The organism is Cupriavidus sp. USMAA2-4 (assembly GCF_001854305.1).
Classification (GTDB): Bacteria; Pseudomonadota; Gammaproteobacteria; order Burkholderiales; family Burkholderiaceae; genus Cupriavidus; species Cupriavidus malaysiensis.
On record NZ_CP017748.1, the window covers coordinates 2,080,495 to 2,103,022 of the forward strand.

The 22,528-nt window shown below is 68.3% G+C and carries 20 protein-coding genes and 1 tRNA gene; 11 read left to right on the plus strand and 10 right to left on the minus strand.

The genetic code is table 11. The annotated features are described in order from the left end of the window. The first annotated feature begins 134 nt into the window (after positions 1-134). Together BKK79_RS09135 and dmeF are read left to right on the plus strand one after the other, a co-directional pair. Positions 135-1,052 carry a LysR family transcriptional regulator gene (locus tag BKK79_RS09135; RefSeq protein ID WP_071010830.1) on the plus strand — a complete coding sequence of 306 codons (918 nt, stop codon included), beginning with the start codon at positions 135-137 and terminating at the stop codon, positions 1,050-1,052. Between the two features lie 89 nt (positions 1,053-1,141). Then, positions 1,142-2,158 carry a CDF family Co(II)/Ni(II) efflux transporter DmeF gene (gene dmeF / locus BKK79_RS09140; RefSeq protein ID WP_071037562.1) on the plus strand — a complete coding sequence of 339 codons (1,017 nt, stop codon included), beginning with the start codon at positions 1,142-1,144 and terminating at the stop codon, positions 2,156-2,158. A 43-nt stretch (positions 2,159-2,201) separates the two neighbouring features. Here dmeF and BKK79_RS09145 read toward each other — a convergent pair whose 3' ends face one another. Together BKK79_RS09145 and BKK79_RS09150 are read right to left on the minus strand one after the other, a co-directional pair. Further along, complete coding sequence (locus tag BKK79_RS09145) at positions 2,202-2,642, minus strand: GNAT family N-acetyltransferase (RefSeq protein WP_071037563.1); 441 nt, start codon at positions 2,640-2,642, stop codon at positions 2,202-2,204. Between the two features lie 244 nt (positions 2,643-2,886). Then, positions 2,887-2,961: transfer RNA gene (locus tag BKK79_RS09150), tRNA-Cys, on the minus strand. A 263-nt stretch (positions 2,962-3,224) separates the two neighbouring features. Here BKK79_RS09150 and BKK79_RS09155 point away from each other — a divergent pair. From BKK79_RS09155 to BKK79_RS09165, 3 genes are all read left to right on the plus strand, one after another. Beyond that, a complete protein-coding gene (locus BKK79_RS09155) occupies positions 3,225-3,839 on the plus strand; it encodes a TetR/AcrR family transcriptional regulator (RefSeq protein WP_071010827.1) in 615 nt (204 codons plus the stop codon). Between the two features lie 146 nt (positions 3,840-3,985). Continuing rightward, on the plus strand, positions 3,986-5,302 hold the full coding sequence (locus BKK79_RS09160) for an MFS transporter (protein ID WP_071037564.1): 1,317 nt from the start codon (positions 3,986-3,988) through the stop codon (positions 5,300-5,302). Between the two features lie 99 nt (positions 5,303-5,401). Further along, entirely contained in the window at positions 5,402-6,808 is a 1,407-nt protein-coding gene (locus BKK79_RS09165) for an MDR family MFS transporter (protein WP_071037565.1), read from the plus strand. 53 nt (positions 6,809-6,861) lie between these two features. On the opposite strand, the gene BKK79_RS09170 is transcribed toward BKK79_RS09165, so the two are convergent. The 7 genes from BKK79_RS09170 to BKK79_RS09200 all read right to left on the minus strand — a co-directional run bounded on the left by BKK79_RS09170 (position 6,862) and on the right by BKK79_RS09200 (position 15,220). Then, on the minus strand, positions 6,862-7,665 hold the full coding sequence (locus BKK79_RS09170; RefSeq protein WP_071037566.1) for a heme ABC transporter ATP-binding protein: 804 nt from the start codon (positions 7,663-7,665) through the stop codon (positions 6,862-6,864). Position 7,666: 1 nt separating this feature from the next. Then, complete coding sequence (locus BKK79_RS09175) at positions 7,667-8,611, minus strand: FecCD family ABC transporter permease (protein WP_156811340.1); 945 nt, start codon at positions 8,609-8,611, stop codon at positions 7,667-7,669. Positions 8,612-8,731: 120 nt separating this feature from the next. Beyond that, the gene (locus BKK79_RS09180; RefSeq protein ID WP_071010823.1) at positions 8,732-9,589 is read right to left on the minus strand and encodes a heme/hemin ABC transporter substrate-binding protein; all 858 of its coding nucleotides are present in this window, start codon (positions 9,587-9,589) and stop codon (positions 8,732-8,734) included. A gap of 23 nt (positions 9,590-9,612) precedes the next feature. After that, a complete protein-coding gene (locus tag BKK79_RS09185; protein ID WP_071037567.1) occupies positions 9,613-10,677 on the minus strand; it encodes a hemin-degrading factor in 1,065 nt (354 codons plus the stop codon). A 64-nt stretch (positions 10,678-10,741) separates the two neighbouring features. Then, entirely contained in the window at positions 10,742-12,049 is a 1,308-nt protein-coding gene (locus tag BKK79_RS09190; protein ID WP_232346287.1) for an HmuY family protein, read from the minus strand. Positions 12,050-12,102: 53 nt separating this feature from the next. After that, entirely contained in the window at positions 12,103-14,103 is a 2,001-nt protein-coding gene (locus tag BKK79_RS09195; protein ID WP_232346288.1) for a TonB-dependent receptor plug domain-containing protein, read from the minus strand. 484 nt (positions 14,104-14,587) lie between these two features. Beyond that, complete coding sequence (locus BKK79_RS09200) at positions 14,588-15,220, minus strand: helix-turn-helix transcriptional regulator (protein ID WP_071010820.1); 633 nt, start codon at positions 15,218-15,220, stop codon at positions 14,588-14,590. A 185-nt stretch (positions 15,221-15,405) separates the two neighbouring features. On the opposite strand from BKK79_RS09200, the gene BKK79_RS09205 reads away from it, so the two are divergent. The 6 genes from BKK79_RS09205 (at position 15,406) to BKK79_RS09230 (ending at position 20,401) form a co-directional block, all read left to right on the plus strand. After that, entirely contained in the window at positions 15,406-15,642 is a 237-nt protein-coding gene (locus BKK79_RS09205) for a hypothetical protein (RefSeq protein WP_071010819.1), read from the plus strand. Between the two features lie 24 nt (positions 15,643-15,666). After that, on the plus strand, positions 15,667-16,974 hold the full coding sequence (locus BKK79_RS09210; protein ID WP_071037569.1) for a dicarboxylate/amino acid:cation symporter: 1,308 nt from the start codon (positions 15,667-15,669) through the stop codon (positions 16,972-16,974). A 195-nt stretch (positions 16,975-17,169) separates the two neighbouring features. Continuing rightward, positions 17,170-18,141: an ornithine cyclodeaminase family protein gene (locus BKK79_RS09215; protein ID WP_071037570.1), complete on the plus strand. Its 972-nt coding sequence runs from the start codon at positions 17,170-17,172 to the stop codon at positions 18,139-18,141. A 25-nt stretch (positions 18,142-18,166) separates the two neighbouring features. Beyond that, complete coding sequence (locus BKK79_RS09220) at positions 18,167-19,135, plus strand: threo-3-hydroxy-L-aspartate ammonia-lyase (protein ID WP_071037571.1); 969 nt, start codon at positions 18,167-18,169, stop codon at positions 19,133-19,135. A 97-nt stretch (positions 19,136-19,232) separates the two neighbouring features. Beyond that, complete coding sequence (locus tag BKK79_RS09225; RefSeq protein WP_071016009.1) at positions 19,233-19,709, plus strand: YbaK/prolyl-tRNA synthetase associated domain-containing protein; 477 nt, start codon at positions 19,233-19,235, stop codon at positions 19,707-19,709. Then, positions 19,691-20,401 carry an HAD family hydrolase gene (locus BKK79_RS09230; RefSeq protein ID WP_071037572.1) on the plus strand — a complete coding sequence of 237 codons (711 nt, stop codon included), beginning with the start codon at positions 19,691-19,693 and terminating at the stop codon, positions 20,399-20,401. Before BKK79_RS09225 ends, BKK79_RS09230 begins: the two co-directional genes overlap by 19 nt. Positions 20,402-20,624: 223 nt before the next feature. On the opposite strand, the gene glmS is transcribed toward BKK79_RS09230, so the two are convergent. Further along, the gene (gene glmS / locus BKK79_RS09235; RefSeq protein ID WP_071010814.1) at positions 20,625-22,463 is read right to left on the minus strand and encodes a glutamine--fructose-6-phosphate transaminase (isomerizing); all 1,839 of its coding nucleotides are present in this window, start codon (positions 22,461-22,463) and stop codon (positions 20,625-20,627) included. Positions 22,464-22,528: the final 65 nt, after the last annotated feature.

Consider the following 22,528-nt stretch of genomic DNA (forward strand, 5'->3'; position numbering starts at 1 on the left):
CTCGGCCCGCCGGCAGCGCCGGGACGGGGTCCGGCGCCAGCGGCATGCTCCGCAGTGTAGGCGTGGAATCCACCGATATAATTTCGGCGACGGACTTTCATTCGTTCCTTGAATTCACGAATCAGCTCGATCTCATGGATGGCTTCTCCGATCTCGCCTTCTTCGTACTGCTGGTCAAGCGCGGCAGCCTCGCCGGTGCCGCCCAGCAGCTCGGCCTGACGCCGTCGGCCGCCAGCAAGCGGCTGGCCGCGCTGGAGGCGCGCCTGGGCGTGCGCCTGCTGCATCGCACCACGCGCAGCCTCAGCGTGACGCCGGAGGGCGAGGCCTATCTCGCCCAGGGCAGCCGCATCCTCGCGGATCTCGACGAGCTCGAACAAGGACTGGCCGGCAGCCGCGTGGCCCCGCGCGGCCTGCTGCGCGTCAACGCCACGCTGGGCTTCGGGCGCCGCCACCTGGCTCCGGCCGTGGGCACCTTCCTGCTGGCCTGCCCCGAGGTCGAAGTGCAGCTGCAGCTCAGCGACCGCCCGCTCAGCCTGGCGGAGGAAGGCTTCGACGTAGGCATCCGCGTCGGCGACCTGCCGGACGCGCGCCTGAGCGCACGCCGGCTGGCGCCGAACCGGCGCCTGCTGTGCGCCGCGCCGGCCTACCTGGAACGCCATGGCGCGCCCGCCTCGCCGCGTGAACTGCAACGCCACCGCTGCATCGTGATCCGCGAGAGCGACAGCGCCTACGGCAACTGGCAGCTGCAGTCGGCCAACCGGCAGGAAACCGTCAAGGTGCGTGGGCCGGCCGCCACCAACGACGGCGAGGTGGCGGTCGGCTGGGCCCTGCAGGGACACGGCATCCTGCTGCGCTCGGAATGGGACGTGGCGCCCCTGCTGCGCTCGGGCCGCCTGCGCCAGGTGCTGCCGGACTGGGCCGCGCCACCGGCCGATATCCACGCGGTCTACCTGAGCCGCGACCAGTTGTCGGCCAAGGTGCGTGCCTTCGTCGACTTCCTCGCCGAGCACTTCTCCGGGCACGACGCGCGCGAGCGCTACGCCGGCTGGTAGCAGGCCCGCAGGAAGCCCGCTACTGCGCGTGGGATACTGCTACGCTGTTCCATGCGGGGCACCTGCTGCCCGTTCGCCGGAGCCACTCCATGCATACCCAGGACCTCTCCGCGTGGACCCACAGCCACGTCTTCGACACCGGCAACCGCATGGCCGAGCGCGGCACGCGGCTGGTGATGTGGATCACGCTCGCCACCATGGTGGTGGAAATCGCTGCCGGCCTGTGGTTCAACTCGATGGCGCTGCTGGCCGACGGCTGGCACATGAGTTCGCACGCGCTCGCCATCGGCCTGTCGGCCTTCGCCTATGGCGCCGCACGCCGCCACGCGGGCGACGCGCGCTTCGCCTTCGGCACCTGGAAGATCGAAGTCCTGGCCGCCTTCGCCAGCGCCGTGTTCCTGCTCGGGGTGGCGGCGCTGATGGCCTTCGGTTCGGTCGAGCGCCTGTTCAGCCCGCAGGCCATCCATTACCGCGAAGCGCTGACGGTGACCGTGCTGGGCCTGCTGGTCAACCTCGCCTGCGCGAGGATCCTGGGCCATGCCCACCACGGGCATCGCCATGATCATGGGCACGATCACGATCCCGACCATGGGAACGGCCACGGACATGCGCACGGTCATGCCCATCACCACGGCCACGACATCAACCTGCGCTCGGCCTATCTGCACGTGATCGCCGACGCCGCCACCTCCGTGCTCGCGGTGCTGGCGCTGGCCGGCGGCTGGTGGCTGGGCTGGCGCTGGCTCGACCCGGCGATGGGCCTGCTGGGTGCCGTGCTGGTCGGGCGCTGGGCCTGGGGCCTGCTGAAGCAGAGCGGCGTGGTGCTGCTCGACCGCGAGATGGACCACCCGGTGGTGGAAGAGGTGCGTGACGCCCTGGCCGCCTTCGGCGAGGGCGAGGAAGGCACGCGCGTGACCGACCTGCATGTGTGGCGTGTCGGCAAGGAGCGCTTCGCCTGCATCGTCGGCCTGGTCACTCACGATCGGGCCCTGACGCCGCAGCGCGTGCGCCAGGCCCTGTCCGTGCACACCGAGCTGGTACACGTGACGGTGGAAATCAGCCGTTGCGAGCCCAAGCGCGGGCGCCTGGCCGCGGCCGCACGCTAGACGCCGGCAGGCACCGCCGGAGGCGCTGCCGGGCACGCCGCCGCTACAGCACGCACTGCATGCACAGCGCCGGCACCCCGGCGTCGCGGTGGAATTCCGCCGACGCCAGCACCTCGGGCGGCAGACGCGAAGCCGTCACCAGCGAGAAGCCGTAGCGCGCGAAGTAGCTGGGGCAGCTGGCCGACAGCAGCACCGCATGGCGGCAGCCGTCGGCGCGGGCGCGGGTCAGCACGCTCTGCACGAGATGGGAAGCGATGCCACGGTCGCGGTAGTCGGGCAGAACCGCCACCGAGCGCACCACCACGCTCTTGCCATAGCGCTCGGCGCCGGCGCAACCGACCACGCGGCCATCCATCACGGCCACGTGGAACCACGGCAGCAGCGGTTCGATATCCGCCGCGTGCAAGCCGCAGCGTTCCAGCAAGGCCGCGATGGCGTGCAGGTCGGTCGCCTGCGCCCCGCGGAGCTGCAAGTCTCTAGTCATGGATCATCTCCTTGACCCGCCGTGCCGGCGGGGCTCCGCGATGGAGATCTGCTTCTTGTCTCTGGGTTCCCGGATCGCGCCAACGATGGCTCGAACCACGGCTCGAACTACCGTTCGAACGGCCCGGGAGCGGCCGCATGGATGCGCTTCGCGCCATTGTTCCATAGACGACGGCGTGCGTGCGGCATACCCGGCACTGCAAAGAGCGGGATAACGGCAGGAAACGGGGAAACCAAAGGAAAACTGGAGGCGGGGATACGGAATCGAACCGTCGTGAACGGCTTTGCAGGCCGTCGCATCACCACTCTGCCACCCCGCCTTGGATGGACTTTGCTGGATAGCGTGCGCTGCCGGGATCCCGAAGCGCCACATGCGTCATTGCGGGCGCAGTGTAGCCGGAATTCGGAAAGTCTGCACGGCGCGGCCTGGGCCGAGCCTCGCGCCTTCCCTCGCCTGCCGCCTCCTCTTCCGCCTCCTCTTCCGCCTCCTCTTCCGCCACCTTGCAGGCCCACCGCAGATCCGGCTTGATTAGATGACAACCATCATCTAATATCCCGACAACCCCAAGGAAGGAGCCCTCCCATGGCAAGATCATCCCGCGAACAGGCAGAGAAGCATCGCGAAGCCATCGAGGCCGCGTCATCGCGCTTGTTCCGCGAACGCGGCCTGAACGGCATCAGCGTAGCGGAACTGATGGGCTCGGCCGGCCTGACGCACGGCGGCTTCTACAGCCATTTCGATTCGAAGGACGCACTCGCCGCGATCGCCTGCGGGCGCGCCTTCGCCGAGTCGGCGCAGCGCTGGGACCGTCGTCTCGCGGAGGCGGGGGACGACCGCCACGCCATGCGCGAGCGCATCGCCGGCCCCTATCTTTCCGCGCGCCATCGCGACGACCCCGGTGGCGGCTGCCCGGCGGTGGCGATGTGCGTCGACGTCGCGCGCGAGGCCGCCGACAAGCCGGTGCGCCAGGCCTTCCGCGACGGGCTGCAGCAGCTGGTGGCCCAATGGGAGCGCACTATCGACGAGGCCGACCCGGCCGTGCGCCGGCGCCGCGCCATGGCCGAGCTGGCGGCGATGACCGGAGCCGTGATGCTGGCGCGTGCCACCGTGGACAGCCCGGACGCCGACGACTTCCTCGCCGGCATGCGCGAACTGATCCTCGGCGCGGGCAGCGCCGAGGCCGCCGAAGGCGGCTAGGCGCTCAGGCGCCCCGGCGCAGGCCACGCCTCCCGTCCCCCATAACGGTCCCCCATAGCGGTCCCCCATAACGCAAACCCGGCAAACCGGCAAACCCGGCCGCGGCAGGCACCACGCCTCGCGCGGCAAGTCCCCGCACACCGCCCATGCTCTCGACACGACTCAACCGCCGGCTCGACCGGCGCGGCATCCACTACGCGTGGCTCATCGCCGCCCTGACCTTCCTGGTCATGCTCACCACTTCGGCGGCGCTCGGCCTGCCGGGCGCCTTCCTGCTCCCGCTCTCGCGCGAGCATGGCTGGAGCACCGAGCAGATCTCCTCGGTGCTGGCCGTGCGCTTCGCCTTGTATGGGCTGATGGCGCCATTCTCGGCCATGCTGATGGAGCGCTTCGGCGTGCGCCGGGTCGTGGCCACCGCGCTGGCGCTGATCGCGGGCGGCATGGCCCTGGCCACCGTGGTGCGCGAACTGTGGCAGCTTTTCATCGCCTGGGGCCTGATGCTGGGCATCGGTTCGGGCATGACGGCGCTGGTACTGGCCGCGCTGGTGGCCAACCGCTGGTTCACCGCGCGGCGCGGCCTGGTGGTCGGCATCCTGACGGCCAGCGCCGCCACCGGCCAGCTCGCCTTCCTGCCCCTGGCCGCCTGGCTGATCGAGCACCTGGGCTGGCGCTCGGCGGTGGTGCCGGTGCTGCTCGCCTGCTCGGTGCTGGCGGTGCTGGTGATGCTGCTGATGCGCAGCCGTCCGCGCGACCTCGGCCTGGCCGCCTTCGGCGAGGTGCCGGCCAGCGTGGCGGCCGCCCCGGAACCTGCGCCCGCGGCGGTCAACCTGCGCACCCCCTTCGTGGTCCTGCGCGAGGCCATGGGCACGCAGACGTTCTGGGTGCTGGCCGGCACCTTCTTCATCTGCGGCCTCAGCACCAACGGGCTGATCCAGACCCACTTCATCACGCTGTGCGGCGACTTCGGCCTGAGCGCCGTGCCCGCCGCCTCGGTGCTGGCCATGATGGGCGCGTTCGACTTCGTCGGCACCATCAGCTCGGGCTGGCTGTCGGACCGCTATGACAGCCGCAAGCTGCTGTTCTGGTACTACGGCCTGCGCGGCCTGTCGCTGTTCTGGCTGCCACACTCCACCTTCACGCTGTACGGGCTGTCACTGTTCGCCATGTTCTATGGCCTGGACTGGATCGCCACCGTACCGCCCACGGTCAAGCTGGCCGGCGTGGCCTTCGGCAAGGAGCGCGCGCCGATGGTGTTCGGCTGGATCTTCGCCGCCCACCAGATCGGCGCGGCCACCGCGGCCTACGGCGCCGGCCTGAGCCGCACACTGCTGCTGACCTATACCCCGGCGCTCTACGTCGCCGGCGGTGCCTGCCTGCTGGCGGCGGTACTGGCACTGGGCGCACGCCTGCGCAAGGAGGGCGCGGCGGGCGAGCCGCAGACGCCCCGGGCAGCCCGCGCCTGAGCCCCGCACGCGGCCGCCCCGGACGGCCGCGGGGAGCGCGGCAAGCCGCGGCACGGCCGTCTTATAATCGGCCGGGAAGCCGCTCCCGCTCCCCCCTCCATGCCAGGCAAGCACAATTTCCGCATCATCGCGGCCGTCGTCGCCAGCGCGCTGTTCATGCAGAACATCGACGCCACCGTGGTGGCCACGGCGCTGCCCAGCATGGCACGTGACCTCGGCGTCAATCCGGTCCACCTGAGCAGCGCGATCACCTCCTACCTGATCGCGCTCACGGTATTCATTCCCATCAGCGGCTGGATCGCCGACCGCTTCGGCGCCAAGCGCGTGTTCATGGCGGCCATCGCCACCTTCACGCTGGCCTCGGTGCTGTGCGCCCTGGCAAGCGGCCTGCCCGCCCTGATCGCCGCGCGCGTGCTGCAGGGCATCGGCGGCGCCATGATGGTGCCGGTCGGCCGCCTGATCCTGTTCCGCCAGGTGCGCCGTGAAGAGATGCTGTCGGCCACCACCTGGCTGACCATGCCCGCGCTGGTGGGCCCCGTGCTGGGCCCGCCGCTGGGCGGCTTCCTCACCGACGCCATGTCCTGGCGCAGCGTGTTCTGGATCAATGTCCCCTTCGGGCTGGCCGGCCTGCTGCTGAGTGCCTGGCTGATTCCGCCCGCGCAGGGCGAGCGCCCGCCGGCGCCCGACCTCACCGGCATGGCGCTGGTCGGGCTCGCGCTGACCACGCTGATGGTCGGCGTGGAGATGATCGGCCGCGGCCTGCTGCCCGGCTACGTGCCACCGCTGTGCATCGCCGCCGGCCTGCTGCTGTCCTGGCTGAGCGTGCGCCACTGCCGCCGCACCGCGCATCCGGCCATCGACTTCTCGCTGCTGCGCATTCCCACCTTCCATGCCGCCACCGTGGCCGGCAGCCTGTTCCGCGCCGGTGCCGGCGCCCTGCCCTTCCTGCTACCGCTGACCTTGCAGGTCGGCTTCGGCCTGAGCGCGTCGGTGAGCGGCCTGATCTCGCTGGCCAGCGCGCTGGGTTCGTTCTGCATGCGGCCGATGACGCGCTTCGCGCTGCACTGGCTGCCGATGCGCACGGTGTTGATCGCAGGCAGCATCTCCTTCGCGCTGATGCTGGCGGTCTGCACGACGCTGTCGCCGGCCTGGCCCGAGACCGCCGTCTTCGCGCTGCTGCTGTGCGGCGGCCTGAGCCGCTCGCTCAGCTTCGCCTCGATGGGCGCGCTCGCCTTCGCCGACGTGCCGCCGGCGCGGCTGTCGGCTGCCACGTCTTTCCAGGGCACGGCGCAGCAGATGACCAAGGCGGTCGGCGTGGCCATTGCCGCCGGCTCGATGCAGCTGACCATGCTGCTATCCGGCCGCACGCATGCCGAGCACTTCGACTTCGCCTGCGCCTTCCTCGCCATCGCCGTGCTCGTGCTGGCGTCGTGGCCGATGTTCGCGGCGCTGCCGGCCGACGCCGGCGAAGGCGTTTCGGGTGCGCCGCGGCGGTCGTCGACCTGAGCGGCGGCCTGCGAGCCCACCCAGTCATCGCCCAGGCACCGCCCGGTCATCACTCAGGGCGACGGCAGCGCAAAGCGCACCAGCAAGCCGTCCTCCCCTTCCCCCTGCCGGTCCGGCAGGACCCGCGCCGGCAGGCCGTACACCGTCTCCAATACCGCCGGCGTCAGCACTTCGGCCGGCCTGCCCTCGGCCACGGCGCGGCCGCCGGCCAGCAACAATAGCCGGTCGCACCATTGCGCGGCCAGGTTGACGTCGTGCAGGACCACCAGCACCGCCAGCCCTTCCGCGCGGCTGAGCGCGCGCACCGCCTGCAGCAGCTGCAACTGGTGGCGCGGATCGAGGCTGGAGATCGGTTCGTCGAGCAGCAGCGCGCGGTATTCGCCCGGTTGCCGCGCGGCCAGCGCCTGCACCAGCGCGCGGGCGAAGTGCACACGCTGTTGTTCGCCGCCGGACAGGTCCGGATAGCGGCGCCCGCCCATGCGGGCGAGATCGGCCAGGCCGAGCGCGCGTGCCGTCAGCGCCGCCAGCGCACCGGCATCCAGTTCGGGGAACGGATAGGCGCCCATCGCCACCACCTCGGCCACGGAGAGGTCGAAGCCCAGGCTGGACGACTGCGGCACCACCGCGCGGCGGCGCGCGAGGGCCGCCGCCGGCCATTGCCGCAGGGCGCGGCCATCCAGCGCCAGCACGCCACGGTCGGCGGGCAGTTCGCCCGCCACCACGCTCAGCAAGGTCGTCTTGCCGGCGCCATTGGCGCCGAGCACGCCCAGCACCTCGCCCGCACGCACGTCGAGGTCGATGCCGGCCAGCACGGCGCGGCCGCCGCGGCTGCAGCAGAGTTCACGCAGCACCAGCATCTCAGGCCGTCCTCCGCGCCAGCATCCACAGCAGGAAGGGACCGCCCACCAGGCTGGTGACGATGCCGATCGGCAGTTCGGCCGGGATCACCACCATGCGCGCCAGCCAGTCGGCCAGCGTCAGGGCGATGGCGCCGCCCGCCAGTGTATTGGGCAGCAGCCAGCGGTGGTCGGCGCCGAGCGGCAGGCGCACCAGGTGCGGCACCACCAGCCCGACGAAGCCGATGGTGCCGGTCACCGCCACCAGCGGCCCGACCAGCAACGCCGTCAGCACAATCAGGCGGCGGCGCAGGCGCGCCAGGTCGAAGCCCAGGTGCTGGGCCTCGCGCTCGCCCAGCAGCAGCGCATTCATGGCGCGCCAGTCGCGCATCAGCAGCGCGCACAGCACGGCCACCAGCGGCACCAGCCAGGCCAGCTGCGCCCAGCTCGCGCCGGCCAGGCTGCCCAGGTTCCAGAAGGTCAGGTTGCGCAGCTGCACCTCGCTGGCCTGGAAGGTGAAGAAGCCCACCACGCTGGCACAGATCGCGTTGATGGCGACCCCGGCCAGCAGCAGGTTGGCCACGCCGGGACGCCGGCTGCCGAGGCGGTAGGCCAGGGCCGTGGCGGCCAGGCTGCCGGCGAAGGCGGCCGGGGCGATGCCCGCCAGGCCCTGCGCGCCCAGCACGATGGCCGCCACCGCGCCCATCGCACCGCCCGGCGAAATGCCGATCAGTCCCGGCTCGGCGAGCGGATTGCGGAACAGCGCCTGCATGACGGCGCCGGACAGCGCCAGCCCGGCGCCGACGGTCAGTGCCAGCACGATGCGCGGCAGGCGCACCTCCAGCAGCACGCTGCGCCACATGGCCGCTTCACCCGCGGCGGCCGGGTCGAACAGCAGCGGCAGCACCTGGCTGCGCGGAATGGCCAGCGCGCCGCTGGCGGCGGCGCAGATGGCGACCACGGCCAGCAGTGCGCACAGGACGGCCAGGACGCGCCGTGGCGACGGGCGCAACGGCCGGCGCGGCAGCAAGAGGCGGAGAGCGTTCACGGGTCGATCCGGCGAGGTATGGACGTCGAAGCGCGGGCTTCAGCGCGGTGAGGACCTGGCGGCCAGCCCCGCCTCCAGTTGGCGCAGCGCCTCGGGCAGGCGCGGGCCGAAGCCGAGCAGCAGCAGGTCGTCCATCACCACCACGCGCCGCGCCTTGGCCGCCGGCGTCGCGCTCAGGCCGGGCTGGGCGAGAAAGGCATCGAGGCTGCCGCTGGCCTGGACCGACAAGGTGGTGGTCACGATGACATCGGGCCGCAGCGCCACCGCCGCCTCGGCGGAGAACGGCTTGTAGCCCGACTGTGCCGGCAGCACGTTGGTGGCGCCCACCAGCCGCAGCATCGCCGCCGCCGCGGTGTCGTCGCCGGCGGCCTCGAGCTTGCCGGTATGGCTGCTGACCAGCAGCACCCGCAGCGGCGCCGGCACCGGCCTGATGTCGCGCAGGGCGGCATGGATGCGGCCGACCAGCGCGCTGCCGCGCGCCTCCACCCCGAGCGCCGCGGCCACGCCGAGGATGCGCTGGTCGAGCGCGGCGAGCGTCGGCGCCGACGGCACCACCACCACCTTGCTGCCCAGCCGCTGCAGCTGTTCCAGGGCCTGCGGCGGGCCGCTCTGGTCGGAAGCCAGCACCAGGTCCGGCTTCAGGCTGGCCACGCCCTCGACGGAAAAGGCGCGGTAGTAGCCCACCTTGGGCAGCTTGAGCGCCGCCGGCGGGTAGAGGCTGGACGCGTCGGCGCCGACCATGCTGGCGCCGGCATCGAGCGCGTAGACGATCTCGGTGACGGGGCCGCCCAGGCCCACCACGCGCGCCGGCGCCGCCGCATGCGCCAGGCCGGCCGCGCACAGCAGCCCCGGCATCCCAAGCAGCGCCGCCCGGCGCCATCTCTGCAGGATCTTCATCGGATCTCCCCCGGAAGCGCGCGTCACGCCGCCAGCGGCTGCGCGCACAGCGATGCCATCAGGCTGCGCCAGGCCGGCAGTTCCGGCTTGCCGGGCTTGCGCTCGCCGAAGAACTGCACGATCAGTTCGCCGTCGGCGCCGTACAGCTCCAGCGAGGTGACCCAGCCATCGCTGGTGGGCTTGTTGACCACCCAGCTTGAAGCCACCGCCTCGGTATTCAGGTGCAGGTTGAAGGTGTCGTCGAGCACGTTGAACCACGGCCCCGTGCGCAGCAGGCGCTTGACCGGGCCGGTATGGATCTGCACGATGCCGCGATTGGCGACGAAGCACATGATGGGCAGGCCGCTGGCGGCCGCCGCGCCCAGCATGGCCTCCACGGCGTCGCCGGCGACCGGCTGGGCCAGGTCGGCCCCGGCCGCGCGCAAGGCGCCCAGGCGCGACACCTTGAAGTGGCGCAGCATGGCGAAGAAGTCATGGGTATCGGTCAGGCCCAGCCAGTGTGAGCGCAGCGCGCCGGCGTCGTCCGGCGCCTCGGCCTGCTCCGGCGCGCCCGGCGGCTCCGCCACCACGGGCAGGCCGGCCTCGGTGGCAAAGCGCTCCACGTAGGCGTCCCAGGCCGCGCCGTCGGTGTGCTCGGTGCGGTAGACCTTGTGCACGGCCTCGCCGCTCCGGTCGAAGAACTGCAGGCTGTGGCGCCCGTTCTCGCTGACGGCATAGAAGTGCTTCCAGCTGTTGAAGAACAGGCGCAGGTCGATGTCCGGCCCCAGCACCAGGCCGACCGGTCCGTCGGCCTGGATGTCGAGGTAGCGGCCGTGGCGCTCGTGCACCGCCGCGTCGTTGCGCGACAGCGCCATGAGCGGACCGAGCGTGCCGAGTTCGCGGAACAGCGCTTGCGCGGTGCCGGCCAGCGGGCGCGCGTGCACGCCGCAGCCGGCGGCGACCAGCGCCGCCTCCGGCACGCCGAGGCGCAGCGCACGCTCGCGGATGCGCAGCCTGGGTTCCTGCGCGGCCAGCTGCTGGTGGCGCGCGCGCAGGCTGTCGATTGAGTCGATTGAGTCGAGTGAATCGGGTGCGTGTCGGTTTTCCATATCTGTCTGCTCAAGGTCCCGCCCCCGACGGTGGCGCCGCGGCCGGGAGGAACGGAAGGCCGCGTCAGGGCTGGATGTCGAATTCGATGGTCCAGGTCTGGGCGCTGTTGTAGTCGTTCGGGTCCGCGTACGCGATCCTGGTCACGTGGAAGCGCGCATAGGTCGAACCCTCGCCGCCGCGCAGCAGGCTGGCGTTCCCGGGATTGGCCTTGAGCAGGTGCGCCACGGCGGGCAAGCCGGCGGCTGCGGCGGCGGTGGCGCTCGGGTAGTAGGTGTACCAGCCGAAGTTCATCGGATTCGGATAGGTGCCGGTGTAGGCCGGGTTCAGCCGCGACGCGGTGCCGTCCTTGACCCACTTGGTCTGGTCGGTGGGCAGCGCCAGGTCGGCCGCGCTCAGGTCCGACTGCGTGGCGGCGAGGTTGGACGCATCGGTGAACCTGGCCGCCACCGGCTTGCCGCTGCCGTCGTAGAAGCCGGCCGGGGTCTTGGCGAGGAAGCCGGCCACCTTGCCGCTGCCGGATTCGCCGCCGTTGAGCTTGATGTTGTAGCGGTTGAAGGCGATGTGCCAGTTGCCGCTGGCGGTGGTGACGGCGCCGGCCGACAGGTCGTAGTAGACCCAGTCGGCGGCGGCGTTGACGGTGGCGGTGCGCACCGTGGCGGGCGCGCTGCGGTCGACCCAGCGGAACGACGGGTTGCCCGAGGTGGTACCGCCGGCGCCGCCGTAGTAGCCGGTGACCTGCAGCGCGAACACCGGGGCCGCGGCGGTGCCGACCGGGTCGGCCTTGCTGCTGTCGGCGGTGATCAGGATGGTGCGGTAGTTCGGGTACAGCAGGTGGTCGCTGCTGCCGCCCACGCCGTACTCGAAGACCGCCGAGCCGATGTCGTTGGTGCCGGCGAACACGCCGCTGGCCGCGTCCTTGAAGAACAGCGTGGCCGGGATGGTGCCGCTGACGGGGTCGGTGGTGGCGTTCTTCCAGGCCAGCAGTTCGGCCCAGCCATGGTCGAACGGACCGCCGAAAGCACCGCCGGCGCCGCTGCCGCTGCTGCCGCTGTTGGTCCACAGCGTGGCCGAGCGGTTGGCCGACTTGACCTTCAGGTCCCAGGCGCTGCCGGTGCAGCCGGCGACCTCGGCCTTGGCGTTGAAGTCATAGCAGACCGCGCTGCCCGAGGCAGGCAGCGTGAACGTCCACGTGGCCGACTGGGTGAAGCCGTTGGTGGCGGCGCTGCCACCCGACTGTCCGCTGCCGCCGGACGCTCCGCCGATGGCGCTGCCGCCACCATCGGCACCATCTCCGCCACCGCCGCAGGCCGCCAGCACCAGTGCCAGCATGGACACGCCGAGTGCCGATGTGAATCCCTTCTTTCCTTCCACTTGATGCTCCCCTGTGTTGTGGTTTGGGATAGGCTGCGCGCCGCGCGGCGCGCCTACTTCGCGGCGTCGACGCTGAAGCGCGCGCCGAGATAGACAAAGCGGCCCGCGACCGGCCCGAAGTCGTTGGCGTTGGAGAAGTCGCGCTGCCGGTTGAACAGGTTGTTGACGCCGACGAAGGCGGTGACGCCGCGGCCGAGTTTCTGGTTCAGCGCCACGTCGACGGTGGTCCAGCCCGGCGAGCGGGCGCCCGAGCCCGAGTCGACCAGCTCGCTGCTCTGGTAGCGGCCGCGCAAGGACAGCTCGGTGCCCGCCAGCAAGCGCCAGTTGGCGCCGAGGCGTGCCATGTGGCGCGCGCGGCGGGTCAGCTCGGTGCCGGTATCGAGGTCCTCGGCATCGGTGAAGGTATAGGCCCCGGTCAGGTCGAGCCGGCTGGTAGCGCGCCAGCGCAGCGAGGTCTCCAGGCCCTGTGTCCTGGCCCGCGCCACGTTGCGGTAGGTGTAGACGGCGATCCCGTTGACGACCGTGAAGTGGCTCATGTCGGTCTGGATCAGATCGGTCACGCGGTTGTAGAAGAGGTTCGCGTCGAGGGTCAGGCGGTCCTGCCAGCTCAGCGCGCCGCCGAACTGGAAGCTGTTGGACGATTCCGGCTTCAGGTCCGGGTTGCCGAGCACGATGTAGCCGAGCGAGCTGTGGTCGAACAGGTAGTGGCGCTCCTTCAGGTTGGGCACGCGGTAGCCCTGGCCGAAGTTGGCGCGCAGCACGCCCTTCCAGGCCGGGCCGTCAAGCAGGTTGGCGCGCACGCCCACCTTGGGCGCGAAGTGGCTGCCAAAGTCCGAGTCGCGCTGGCCGCGCAGGCCCACCACCATCTCCCAGGTTTCGTTGAAGAAGATGTCGTTCTGCGCGTACAGCTCGGCGCTGCTGCGCTCGGCCTTGCCGCGCAGCTCGGAGATGTTGTTGGCGGTCTGTTCCAGGCGCTCGCGGTGCAGGTCGCCGCCGAACTGCCAGAGCTGCGAACGCCATGCCGGCATGTCGAACTGCAGGGACAGGTGATCGGTGCGCTGCGACGAGGCACGGGTCGCGGTGCGGTAGTCGTTCGAGTATTCCTGCGTGGTGCTGTCGTAGCCCTCGGTCATGCCGGCCGCGCGCGCCTGCACGCCGTTGCCGAAACGCCACTGCGCGCCGGCGGCGAAGCGCTTGCGCGAGATATCCTCGCTCTTGCTCTGCGGTACGTAGCGCGGCGGCGCGTAGTAACGGTAGCGCTGCTCGTCGTTCTCGCGATAGGCGCTGGCGTCGAGCCACAGGCTGCCCGCCGCGCCCGGCAGCCATTCCAGGCGGCCGGCGTACTGCTGGCGGCGCACCGCGTCGCCGTGCCGGGTCCAGCCGTCCGGGTCGACCGCAAAGCCTTTGTTGTCGAGGGCATCGGCGGCGAGGCGCGCGCGCCAGCGTGCGCCGCCGCCCTCGACGCGGGCATTGCCGTGCAGCGCTCCCGGCGTGCCGCTGGCGTTCTGCGCGCCGTAGCTGCCGGCATCGGCCGACGCCGCGCCGGAGAAGCCGCGCGCGATCGGCCGGGTGATGACGTTGATCACACCGCCCATGGCCGAACTGCCGTACTGGGCGGAGCTGGCGCCCTTGACCACCTCGATGCGGTCGACTTCGGTCAGCAGGTACTGCGAGACGTCCACGGTGGAGCCGGTGCTGGCGGTGATCGGCAAACCGTCGATCAGCACCAGCACCTGGTCGCTGGTCATGCCCTGCAGGCTGACCTCGTAGCCCGACTTGCCATGGATCTCGCGCAATTGCAGGCCGGGCACGTTCTCCAGCGCATCCTTGAGCGTGCGCGCATGGGTGCGCTCGATTTCCTGCCGGGTCACCACCTCGGTGCGCACCGGCGTCTCGTCCACCGGTTTTTCCGAGCGCGTGCCGGTCACCACGATGGTGGGTAGCGCCTCGCCCTCCTGCGCCAGCGCGGCGCCCGGGACACCCCATGCGCTGAAGAGCGCACCCACGACAAGGGGAAGCGTACGGCGGGGAAGGAAGAGCGGGTCCTGCGGCACGATGCCAGTTCCTGATCACAAATAAGAATGCAAATGATAATGGTTAACATTCTCATGTACAAGAACTTACAAAGTCGACATATCGGCACAGTGGTTCAAGGGGGGCGGCAGGATGCCACCATGATCCGGCCCGCAAAAAAACAAACCCCCGCATCCGGCAGGATGCGGGGGTCGGGGAAGCCGCGCCGGGGCGGCGCCGGCAACCTCAATTGCCTATTGCGACATGCTCCCTGTTATCGCGACATCGCCGGGAACTGGCGGATGCAGGCCAAATCGTGAAACCAGATCAGTTGCCGCCCGGCCCAAACCTGCCCGGCGACGCTGCTGCGCCCTGTACGTCAATGCGTGGGATCGTGGACGCGGGCCGGATGGCCATGGTCCGGGACCGCGGAACGCAACGCCGGGCCAAGGCTTCTGGCGACGGACAAGTCTGTAGAGCGGACGCCGCCTCGCGCGGCATCCGCCGCATCCGCCGCATCCGCCGCTATCGGGCGTCGTTGTAGACGGTGGCGCGCGATACCCCCAGGTGTTGCGCGACCGTCTCCATCGACCGCCGCAGATCGAGGTATCCCTCTTCCTTGAGCGCTTGCATCAGGGCCTTCCGCTGGTCAGTACGGAGCGCCTGCGGCGTAGTTGCCAAGCCGACCGCAAACCGGTCGATTCGCTCGCGAAGCGAGTCGGCTGTGGATGGATCCAACGACTCCTTCACCGCGCTGCCCTTGGAGACCGAGAACTGGTCCAGCATGGTCGAGATGCTGCGGAACAGCGTCACGTCGACATTCAAGCAAAGAGCGGCAAAGTAGTGGCCATCCGAGTCTTTGATGCCGATCGAGGTGCTCTTTGCCTGGCGCCCATCACTGAAGCGGTTCGCATAGTTCGCCAGAACCTGCGGGTAGTCGTCGTCGGCAATCCGAGCCAGGCCGAGCTCCGTCGCGGGGTCGCCCACATTGCGTCCGGAGAGGTTGTTATGGATGGCGAGAATCGCGTGCTTCGGCGAGCGAAGGTCGTGGACCACAACCTCTGTGAATGGTGCCAGCGTCTCGCCGAGTGCCGCTGCGATCTGCTTGACCTGCTCAAGAATCGCCTGCTGTTCGCTGGTAAGTCGTCCTCTGGTCATTCTGGACTCTCTATCTAAGTTTAGTCGCATTGTATAGGGCATTCGCCCCCTTCGTGTCTCCTCGTGCAATCCCTTATTTTACAAAAAATCTAATAATAGATAATTAGTCCGATTCAAGCAGGGCCCACTGCGGGACGCGACCGTGTGGCGTGTGATGCGAAGACACCCCAATGAGGAGACACAGGATGAAAGTGGAGAACAGGCGCCAGTCGATGTTGCTGCAGGGCCAATGCGCGGCGCTCCTTGCGCTGCCCGTCGGCCACTGCGCAGTGGCCGCTGATGCGCAGCAGCCCAGGACCCGGCAAAAGCCAAGGATCCCGGTGGGCTCGATGCGCCCGGGCGGCACGAATAGCGCAGACGGCCTCGATCTCTGCGGCTGCGCCGTAGCAATCGAGGCCGTTGCCCTGGCACCTGCTGCGTGACCTTATCGAAAAGGAAGTGACATCATGAAGAAGTGGAAGCTTGCCCACTGGATTCTCCTCAGCATGGTCCTGGGTGTAGCCGTTGGCTTTGCCTGCAACCGATACGCAGTCGACGAGGCAGCCGCCCAGGCCATCGCCTCTCACTTCGGTGTGGTGACAACCATCTTCCTGAAGATGGTCAAGATGATCATTGCACCCTTGGTCTTTGCCACGCTCGTCTCCGGCATTTCGAGCATGGATGGAAGCAGATCCATCGGCCGCATCGGCACGAAGGCGCTCGCTTGGTTCATCGCCGCGTCGCTGATGTCTCTTGGCATCGGCCTGGTATTCGTCAACCTGGCGCAGCCAGGCGCTCATCTGAACATGCCGCTGCCAGCGGCTGACGCGGCGACCCACCTCAAGACGAGCGCGCTGAACGTCAAGGACTTCTTGATCCATTTGTTCCCGAGCAGCATTGCTGAGGCGATGGCGACAAATCAGATCATGCAGATTCTGATCTTCTCGCTGTTCTTCGGCATTGCATTGGGCAAAGTGCCTGGCCCGGCCGGAGAATTCCTGAAGCGCACGATTGATGGCGTCATGGAAGTCATGCTGCGCGCTACCAATGCAGTGATGGCTTTCGCGCCTTTCGGAATCTTCTCCGCCATTGCAGGCGCGGTTACCGTGCAGGGCCCGGGCATCATCTTCACGTATGGAAAGCTGATCGGTTGGTTCTACGTCGCGCTGTTCGCTCTCTGGACTGCGCTGTACTGCGCTGGTCGTGCGGTCTTGCGCTCCCGTATGAACGAGCTGCTCAAGAGCATTCGCGATCCGATGATGATTGCGTTCTCGACGGCCAGTAGTGAGGCTGCCTATCCGAAGCTCACGGAAGTGCTCCAGCGCTTTGGCGTGCGTAAGCGCCTGGTTGGTTTCGTGCTGCCGCTGGGTTACTCGTTCAACCTCGATGGGTCAATGGTCTACCAGGCCTTCGCCGCCGTCTTTATCGCCCAGGCGTTTGGCGTTCATATGCCCATCGGTACCCAGATCACGATGCTGCTGATCCTGATGATCAGCAGCAAGGGGATGGCAGCAGTTCCGCGTGGCTCGCTCGTCGTGGTTGCTGCCATTCTGCCGATGTTCGGTCTGCCGGAGGCGGGCCTGCTGCTGGTGATGGGTATCGACCAGATCCTCGATATGGGGCGCACCGCGACCAACGTGTTGGGCAACAGCATCGCCACCGCCGTGGTGGCGAAGTGGGAAGGCGAACTCTCAGCTGCCGGAGCGCCGGAGGAGGAAGAACTGACGATGGCATCGGTTGGGGAGCACGCCGATACGGTCGCGGTTTCCAGCTAAGGCAGCGCACGCGACCCGCATGCGAATGCGTCATCGCGCGCACATGCGCGTGATGACCTCTATATTTGACGTTTTATCTAACTATAGACATAATTTACACATCAGGCGCAGCACTCCCGGCGCCGGCAAGTCGCTCAGGTCGGACCTGCATTGAGGCATGCCAACGCCCTGTTGCCCACCCGCTCGTCCAATCCAATGCCCGCAGACGCCCAACTCCTTCTCCTCGACCGTGATTTCGTCGAGCCCGCCCTTCAAGGGGACCAAGTCCTGGCCGCCGTTCGTGAAGCCTTTGTCCTGCACAGCCAGCGTGCTGGGCGAGTCTTCCCTGTTGTCCGCGAAACACTGCACACCAGGGGGGTTTTTGGAATCAAGTCTGGCGATGTCGCGAGCCAGGACTTGCTTGGTTTCAAAGCCGCAGGCTTCTGGCCGAACAACCGGGCCAAGGGGGGAGAGCCGCACCAAGCGACAATCGCATTGTTCGACCCGTACACCGGCCGGCCGCTCTGCATCATGGACGGCAATGCGATCACCACGGCCCGAACCGGGGCGGCGGGTGCGCTGGGCCTGCAACAGCTGGCTCGGCCCGAGAGCACCAGGATCTGCGTCTTTGGCACTGGAGTACAGGCGACCGTGCAGCTCAAGTATGCGCTGAGCATGCTGCCCCGGCGATGCACCGTCCGCTACGTGAGCATTTCGGGGGAGCCCGAACCTCGATTCGAGATGGCATTTCGTGACCATTGCGCCATCAGCGTTGCCCATGACCGCAATGAAGCTGTTGCCGATAGCGACGTGGTCATTACCGCCACACCCGGTGGTGGCGCGCTGTTCGACGCAGCAGCTGTCCAGCCTGGCACGCATCTCACTTGCGTGGGTACCGACACCGCAGGAAAGCGGGAGCTTCCGCAAGGCGTGCTGCAACGTGCCCGTATCTTCGTCGACGACCAAGAGCAGGCCCGCACCATCGGGGAGTGTCAGTGGGCGCCGGAGTTGCCCTGTACGGAAATCGGCGGCCTCCTGGCCGGTACGGCGCCCTTCGAGCGCTCCGCCAGCGACATCACTGTCTTTGACATGACCGGCCTGGCGCTGCAAGACCTGACCGCCGCGCGCTTCCTCTATGAGCACGCTCTTGCGAAGGGCACGGGAACCCAGGTCGCTTGGCCATGGTAAGCGACATCACACATCCGAGCATTTCATGACTGATTTTGACCTCCCCGCTTATGCCGATGTGGTGGCCGCCGCGGACCGCATCGCCGGCGTTGCGCATCGCACCCCGGTACAGACCTCGCGCACCCTGGACCAGATGGTCGGGGCCGAGGTATTCCTCAAGTGCGAGAACTTCCAGCGAATGGGAGCCTTCAAGTTCCGAGGAGCGTTCAACGCCCTGTCGAAGTTCTCTCCGGAACAGCGCAAGAGCGGCGTCGTGGCATTCTCGTCGGGCAATCACGCTCAGGGCATTGCTCTCTCGGCCCGGATTCTGGGCATTCCGGCAACCATCGTGATGCCGCATGACGCCCCCGCAGCCAAGGTTGCCGCGACGAAAGGCTATGGCGCCAACGTGGTCATCTACGACCGCTACAGCGAAGACCGCGAAGCAATCGGGCGTCGCCTGGCCCAGGAACAGGGGCTTACGCTGATTCCACCGTATGACCACCCGGACGTGCTCGCCGGCCAGGGGACTGCAGCGAAAGAACTGTTCGAGCATGTCGGCAAGCTGGACTACCTGTTCGTACCCTTGGGCGGTGGAGGCCTTCTATCGGGCTCGGCACTCTCGACTCGCGCACTGGCACCGCAATGCGTGCTGTATGGCGTCGAACCGGAAGCCGGCAACGATGGCCAGCAGTCGTTTCGCAGTGGCCAGATCGTTCACATCGATGCGCCAAAGACCATCGCCGACGGAGCGCAAACACAGCATCTCGGCAACTATACGTTCGGCATCATCAAGCGGGACGTGGACGACATCCTCACCGCACCCGACGCAGAACTGGTGAACGCCATGAAGTTCTACGCTTCGCGTATGAAGATGATTGTCGAGCCCACCGGCTGCCTTGGACTGGCTGCGGCACTGAACTTGAAGGACTCCCTCAAGGGCAAGCGTGTCGGCATCATCATCAGCGGCGGCAATATCGACCTTGAACGCTTCTGCTCACTGGTGGCAGGCTAGCGTCGGCTCGCCGTCGTCAAGGCTGAACGGGCCCAGGGCAGCCAGCCATTGGAACGCAACCGCGAGACTCCGGAGACAAACGAAGAACATGTCGACGATGTACGAAAAGCTGGTCGAATTACTTGAGCGAGAGCAAGCCAGGTATCGCGTCATCGAGCATCTCGCCGAAGGACGGTCGGACCTGGTTGCGGCGATTCGCGGGACATCGCCCGGCCAAGGCGCGAAGGCGATGCTCTGCCAGAGCAAAGACGATAGCCAGGCCTGGATTCTCGCCATCCTTCCAGGGGACAGGAAGCTGGACTTCAAGAAGGTCGCTCTGGCGGCCGGCATCAAGAAGGCCACGCTTGCCTCCCCCGACGACGCACAGCGAGAAACAGGCTGCGTCATCGGAGCCATTCCTCCTTTCTCGTTCTCGTCAGCCATCAAGCTGGTTGTCGACCCAGCCCTGGTTGAGAGCGTTGACGAAATCGCCTTCAACGCCGGCCGGCTTGATCGGTCTATCGTCCTGGACTCGGTAGATTACCTGCGTATAGCGCAGCCACTTCTGCATCCCCTATGCGCTTCGCAGGCGTAGCAGCCATTTCGCTCGACCTTGACGACACGTTGTGGCCGTTTCAACCTGCGGTCGAGCGAGCCGAGGCGACTCTTCACGCATGGCTGGTCAAGCATGCGCCCGGAACCGCGCGCATATTGCCAGCGCGGGGGATGCTCGGGAAGCTGCGCAACGACTATGAGCATTCCAGGCCGGACCTGGCCGGCAACTACCGAGCGTTGCGTATCGGTTCCATCGAACTGGCTTTAGCGCTCGCGGGTGAAGACATGGGCCTGGCTGAGGAGGCATATGGTGTCTTCTACTCCGCCCGGCAGAAAGTTGAATTCTTCGAGGATGTCTGGCCGGCATTGACGTGGCTGAGCGCTCGCTTTCCTCTCGTGGCCCTGACTAACGGCAATGCGGACCTCCGGCTGACCGGTGGTGGAGCGTTCTTTCGCGAAACGCTCAGCGCACGCGCGGTGGGAATTGCGAAGCCGCAGGCCGGCATCTTCCACGCGGCCGCGCTAGCAGCTGGCGTCCCAGCGTCCGAACTGCTCCACGTGGGGGACGACTTCCATCTCGACTATCTCGGCGCGCTGAACGCCGGCCTGCAGGCAGCGTGGCTGGTCCGGGATCATCCGAAGGAAACTGCGCCCGGCGAATATGCCCGATATGTCACGATTCGCGACCTGACGGCACTCTGTTGCGCTCTTGGCGGACCAGCCAACTTATAGCGAAGCGACGTAGGCTGCTTGGCCGCACTGCAGGGTAGCCTTCCTTGATGCGGTCCCTGACGCGGAACTCGAGTTGCTGCAACACCGACTGGAACACCGACTGGTTGTTGCGACGCTGCAAACCCCTGACCGATAAGGCTTTTCGCAAGCGTCGCAACAACTCCACCGTGTGTGTCGCAACAACTGATCAAGTTGCCAGGGCGCCTCCCGGCGCCCGCCGCGCTTATTCCACCGTGACCGACTTGGCCAGGTTGCGCGGCTTGTCGACGTCGGTGCCGCGCGCGCAGGCGGTATGGTAGGCCAGCAACTGCAGCGGCACCACGTGCAGGATGGGCGACAGCGCGCCGTAGTGCTCGGGCATGCGGATCACCTGGATGCCATCGCTCGACTGGATATGGGTGTCGCTGTCGGCAAACACATAGAGGCGGCCGCCGCGTGCGCGCACCTCCTGGATGTTCGACTTCAGCTTCTCCAGCAGCGCGTCATTGGGCGCCACCGTCACCACCGGCATCGCCTCCGTGACCAGCGCCAGCGGACCGTGCTTCAGTTCGCCGGCCGGGTAGGCCTCGGCGTGGATGTAGGAGATCTCCTTGAGCTTGAGCGCGCCTTCCAGGGCGATCGGGTAATGCAGGCCGCGGCCCAGGAACAGCGCGTTCTCGCGGCGCGCGAATTCCTCGGCCCAGGCCATGATCTGCGGCTCCAGCGCCAGCACGCCGTGCAGCGCCACCGGCAGGTGGCGCAGGTTGGCCAGCGCGGCGGCCTCGGCCGGCTCGCCCAGCAGGCCACGCACCTTGGCCAGCGCCAGCGTCAGCATGTACAGCGCGGCCAGCTGGGTGGTGAAGGCCTTGGTCGAGGCCACCCCGATTTCGGTGCCCGCGCGTGTCAGGAAGCGCAGCTCGGTCTCGCGCACCATGGCGCTGGTGCCCACGTTGCAGACCGCCAGCGTGTGCTCGTGGCCGAGCGCCTTGGCGTGACGCAGCGCGGCCAGCGTGTCGGCCGTCTCGCCGGACTGCGAGATCACGATCACCAGGGCGCGCGGATTCGGCACCGTCTCGCGGTAGCGGTACTCGCTGGCCACCTCGACCTGGGTCGGGATGCGGGCGATGGATTCCAGCCAGTACTTGGCGGTGCAGCCCGAGTAGTAGCTGGTACCGCAGGCCAGGATCAGCACGCTGTCGACCTGCGCGAAGATCTCGGCGGCGCGTTCGCCGAACAGCTCGGGCCCGATGGCGTCGATGCCCTCCAGGGTATCGCCCAGCGCGCGCGGCTGCTCGAAGATCTCCTTCTGCATGAAGTGGCGGTAGGGCCCGAGCTCGACCGCGGCTGCATGCGCCTGCACCTCGCGCGCCTCGCGCACCACGGCGCGGTCATGCACGTCGTGGATCTTCACGCTGTCGCGCGTCAGCTCCACCACGTCGCCCTCTTCGAGGTAGATCGCGCGATTGGCGGTACCGGCCACCGCCAGCGCGTCCGAGGCAAGGAAGGCCTCGTGCTCGCCCAGCGCCACCACCAGCGGCGAGCCGGCGCGCGCGCCGACCACGCGGTCGGGCTGGTCCTTGGACACCACGGCGATGGCGTAGGCGCCGTGCAGGCGCTTGGTGACCGCGCGCACCGAGGCGAACAGGTCGCCGCGCGTGGCGCTGCTGGGATAGCTGTAGGCCTGGTGGATCAGGTGGGCCACCACTTCGGTGTCCGTCTGCGACTCGAAGCCGTAGCCGACCGCGCGCAGCTCTTCGCGCAGCGGCTCATAGTTCTCGATGATGCCGTTGTGCACCAGCGCGATGGTCTCGCCGGAGAAGTGCGGGTGGGCGTTGGCCGTATCCGGCTTGCCGTGCGTGGCCCAGCGCGTGTGCGCCACGCCAACGGTGCCGGCCAGGCCCGAGGCCTGCGTCTGGGCGTCCAGCTCGGCCACCCGCGACACGGTGCGCGCGCGCTCGAGCGCGCCTTCGCGCACCACGGCCACGCCGCAGGAATCATAGCCGCGGTACTCCAGGCGGCGCAGCCCCTCGATCAGGACCGGAACGATGTTGCGCGACGAGATCGCGCCGACGATGCCACACATGTCAGAAACTCCCTGCGGTGCGCCACGTCACGGCGCACGATCTTGGTAAGGATGCCTGGCGGCGG

Excerpts from the sequence above, each read along its gene's own strand:
- BKK79_RS09210 (WP_071037569.1), top strand. The coding sequence starts at position 15,667 with ATGAAGAAGTGGAAGCTTGCCCACTGGATTCTCCTCAGCATGGTCCTG.
- BKK79_RS09165 (WP_071037565.1), top strand. The coding sequence starts at position 5,402 with ATGCCAGGCAAGCACAATTTCCGCATCATCGCGGCCGTCGTCGCCAGC.
- BKK79_RS09160 (WP_071037564.1), top strand. The coding sequence starts at position 3,986 with ATGCTCTCGACACGACTCAACCGCCGGCTCGACCGGCGCGGCATCCAC.
- BKK79_RS09185 (WP_071037567.1), bottom strand. The coding sequence starts at position 10,677 with ATGGAAAACCGACACGCACCCGATTCACTCGACTCAATCGACTCAATC.
- BKK79_RS09220 (WP_071037571.1), top strand. The coding sequence starts at position 18,167 with ATGACTGATTTTGACCTCCCCGCTTATGCCGATGTGGTGGCCGCCGCG.
- BKK79_RS09155 (WP_071010827.1), top strand. The coding sequence starts at position 3,225 with ATGGCAAGATCATCCCGCGAACAGGCAGAGAAGCATCGCGAAGCCATC.
- BKK79_RS09205 (WP_071010819.1), top strand. The coding sequence starts at position 15,406 with ATGAAAGTGGAGAACAGGCGCCAGTCGATGTTGCTGCAGGGCCAATGC.
- BKK79_RS09200 (WP_071010820.1), bottom strand. The coding sequence starts at position 15,220 with ATGACCAGAGGACGACTTACCAGCGAACAGCAGGCGATTCTTGAGCAG.
- BKK79_RS09215 (WP_071037570.1), top strand. The coding sequence starts at position 17,170 with ATGCCCGCAGACGCCCAACTCCTTCTCCTCGACCGTGATTTCGTCGAG.
- glmS (WP_071010814.1), bottom strand. The coding sequence starts at position 22,463 with ATGTGTGGCATCGTCGGCGCGATCTCGTCGCGCAACATCGTTCCGGTC.
- BKK79_RS09135 (WP_071010830.1), top strand. The coding sequence starts at position 135 with ATGGATGGCTTCTCCGATCTCGCCTTCTTCGTACTGCTGGTCAAGCGC.
- BKK79_RS09230 (WP_071037572.1), top strand. The coding sequence starts at position 19,691 with ATGCGCTTCGCAGGCGTAGCAGCCATTTCGCTCGACCTTGACGACACG.
- BKK79_RS09145 (WP_071037563.1), bottom strand. The coding sequence starts at position 2,642 with ATGACTAGAGACTTGCAGCTCCGCGGGGCGCAGGCGACCGACCTGCAC.
- BKK79_RS09170 (WP_071037566.1), bottom strand. The coding sequence starts at position 7,665 with ATGCTGGTGCTGCGTGAACTCTGCTGCAGCCGCGGCGGCCGCGCCGTG.
- dmeF (WP_071037562.1), top strand. The coding sequence starts at position 1,142 with ATGCATACCCAGGACCTCTCCGCGTGGACCCACAGCCACGTCTTCGAC.
- BKK79_RS09180 (WP_071010823.1), bottom strand. The coding sequence starts at position 9,589 with ATGAAGATCCTGCAGAGATGGCGCCGGGCGGCGCTGCTTGGGATGCCG.
- BKK79_RS09225 (WP_071016009.1), top strand. The coding sequence starts at position 19,233 with ATGTACGAAAAGCTGGTCGAATTACTTGAGCGAGAGCAAGCCAGGTAT.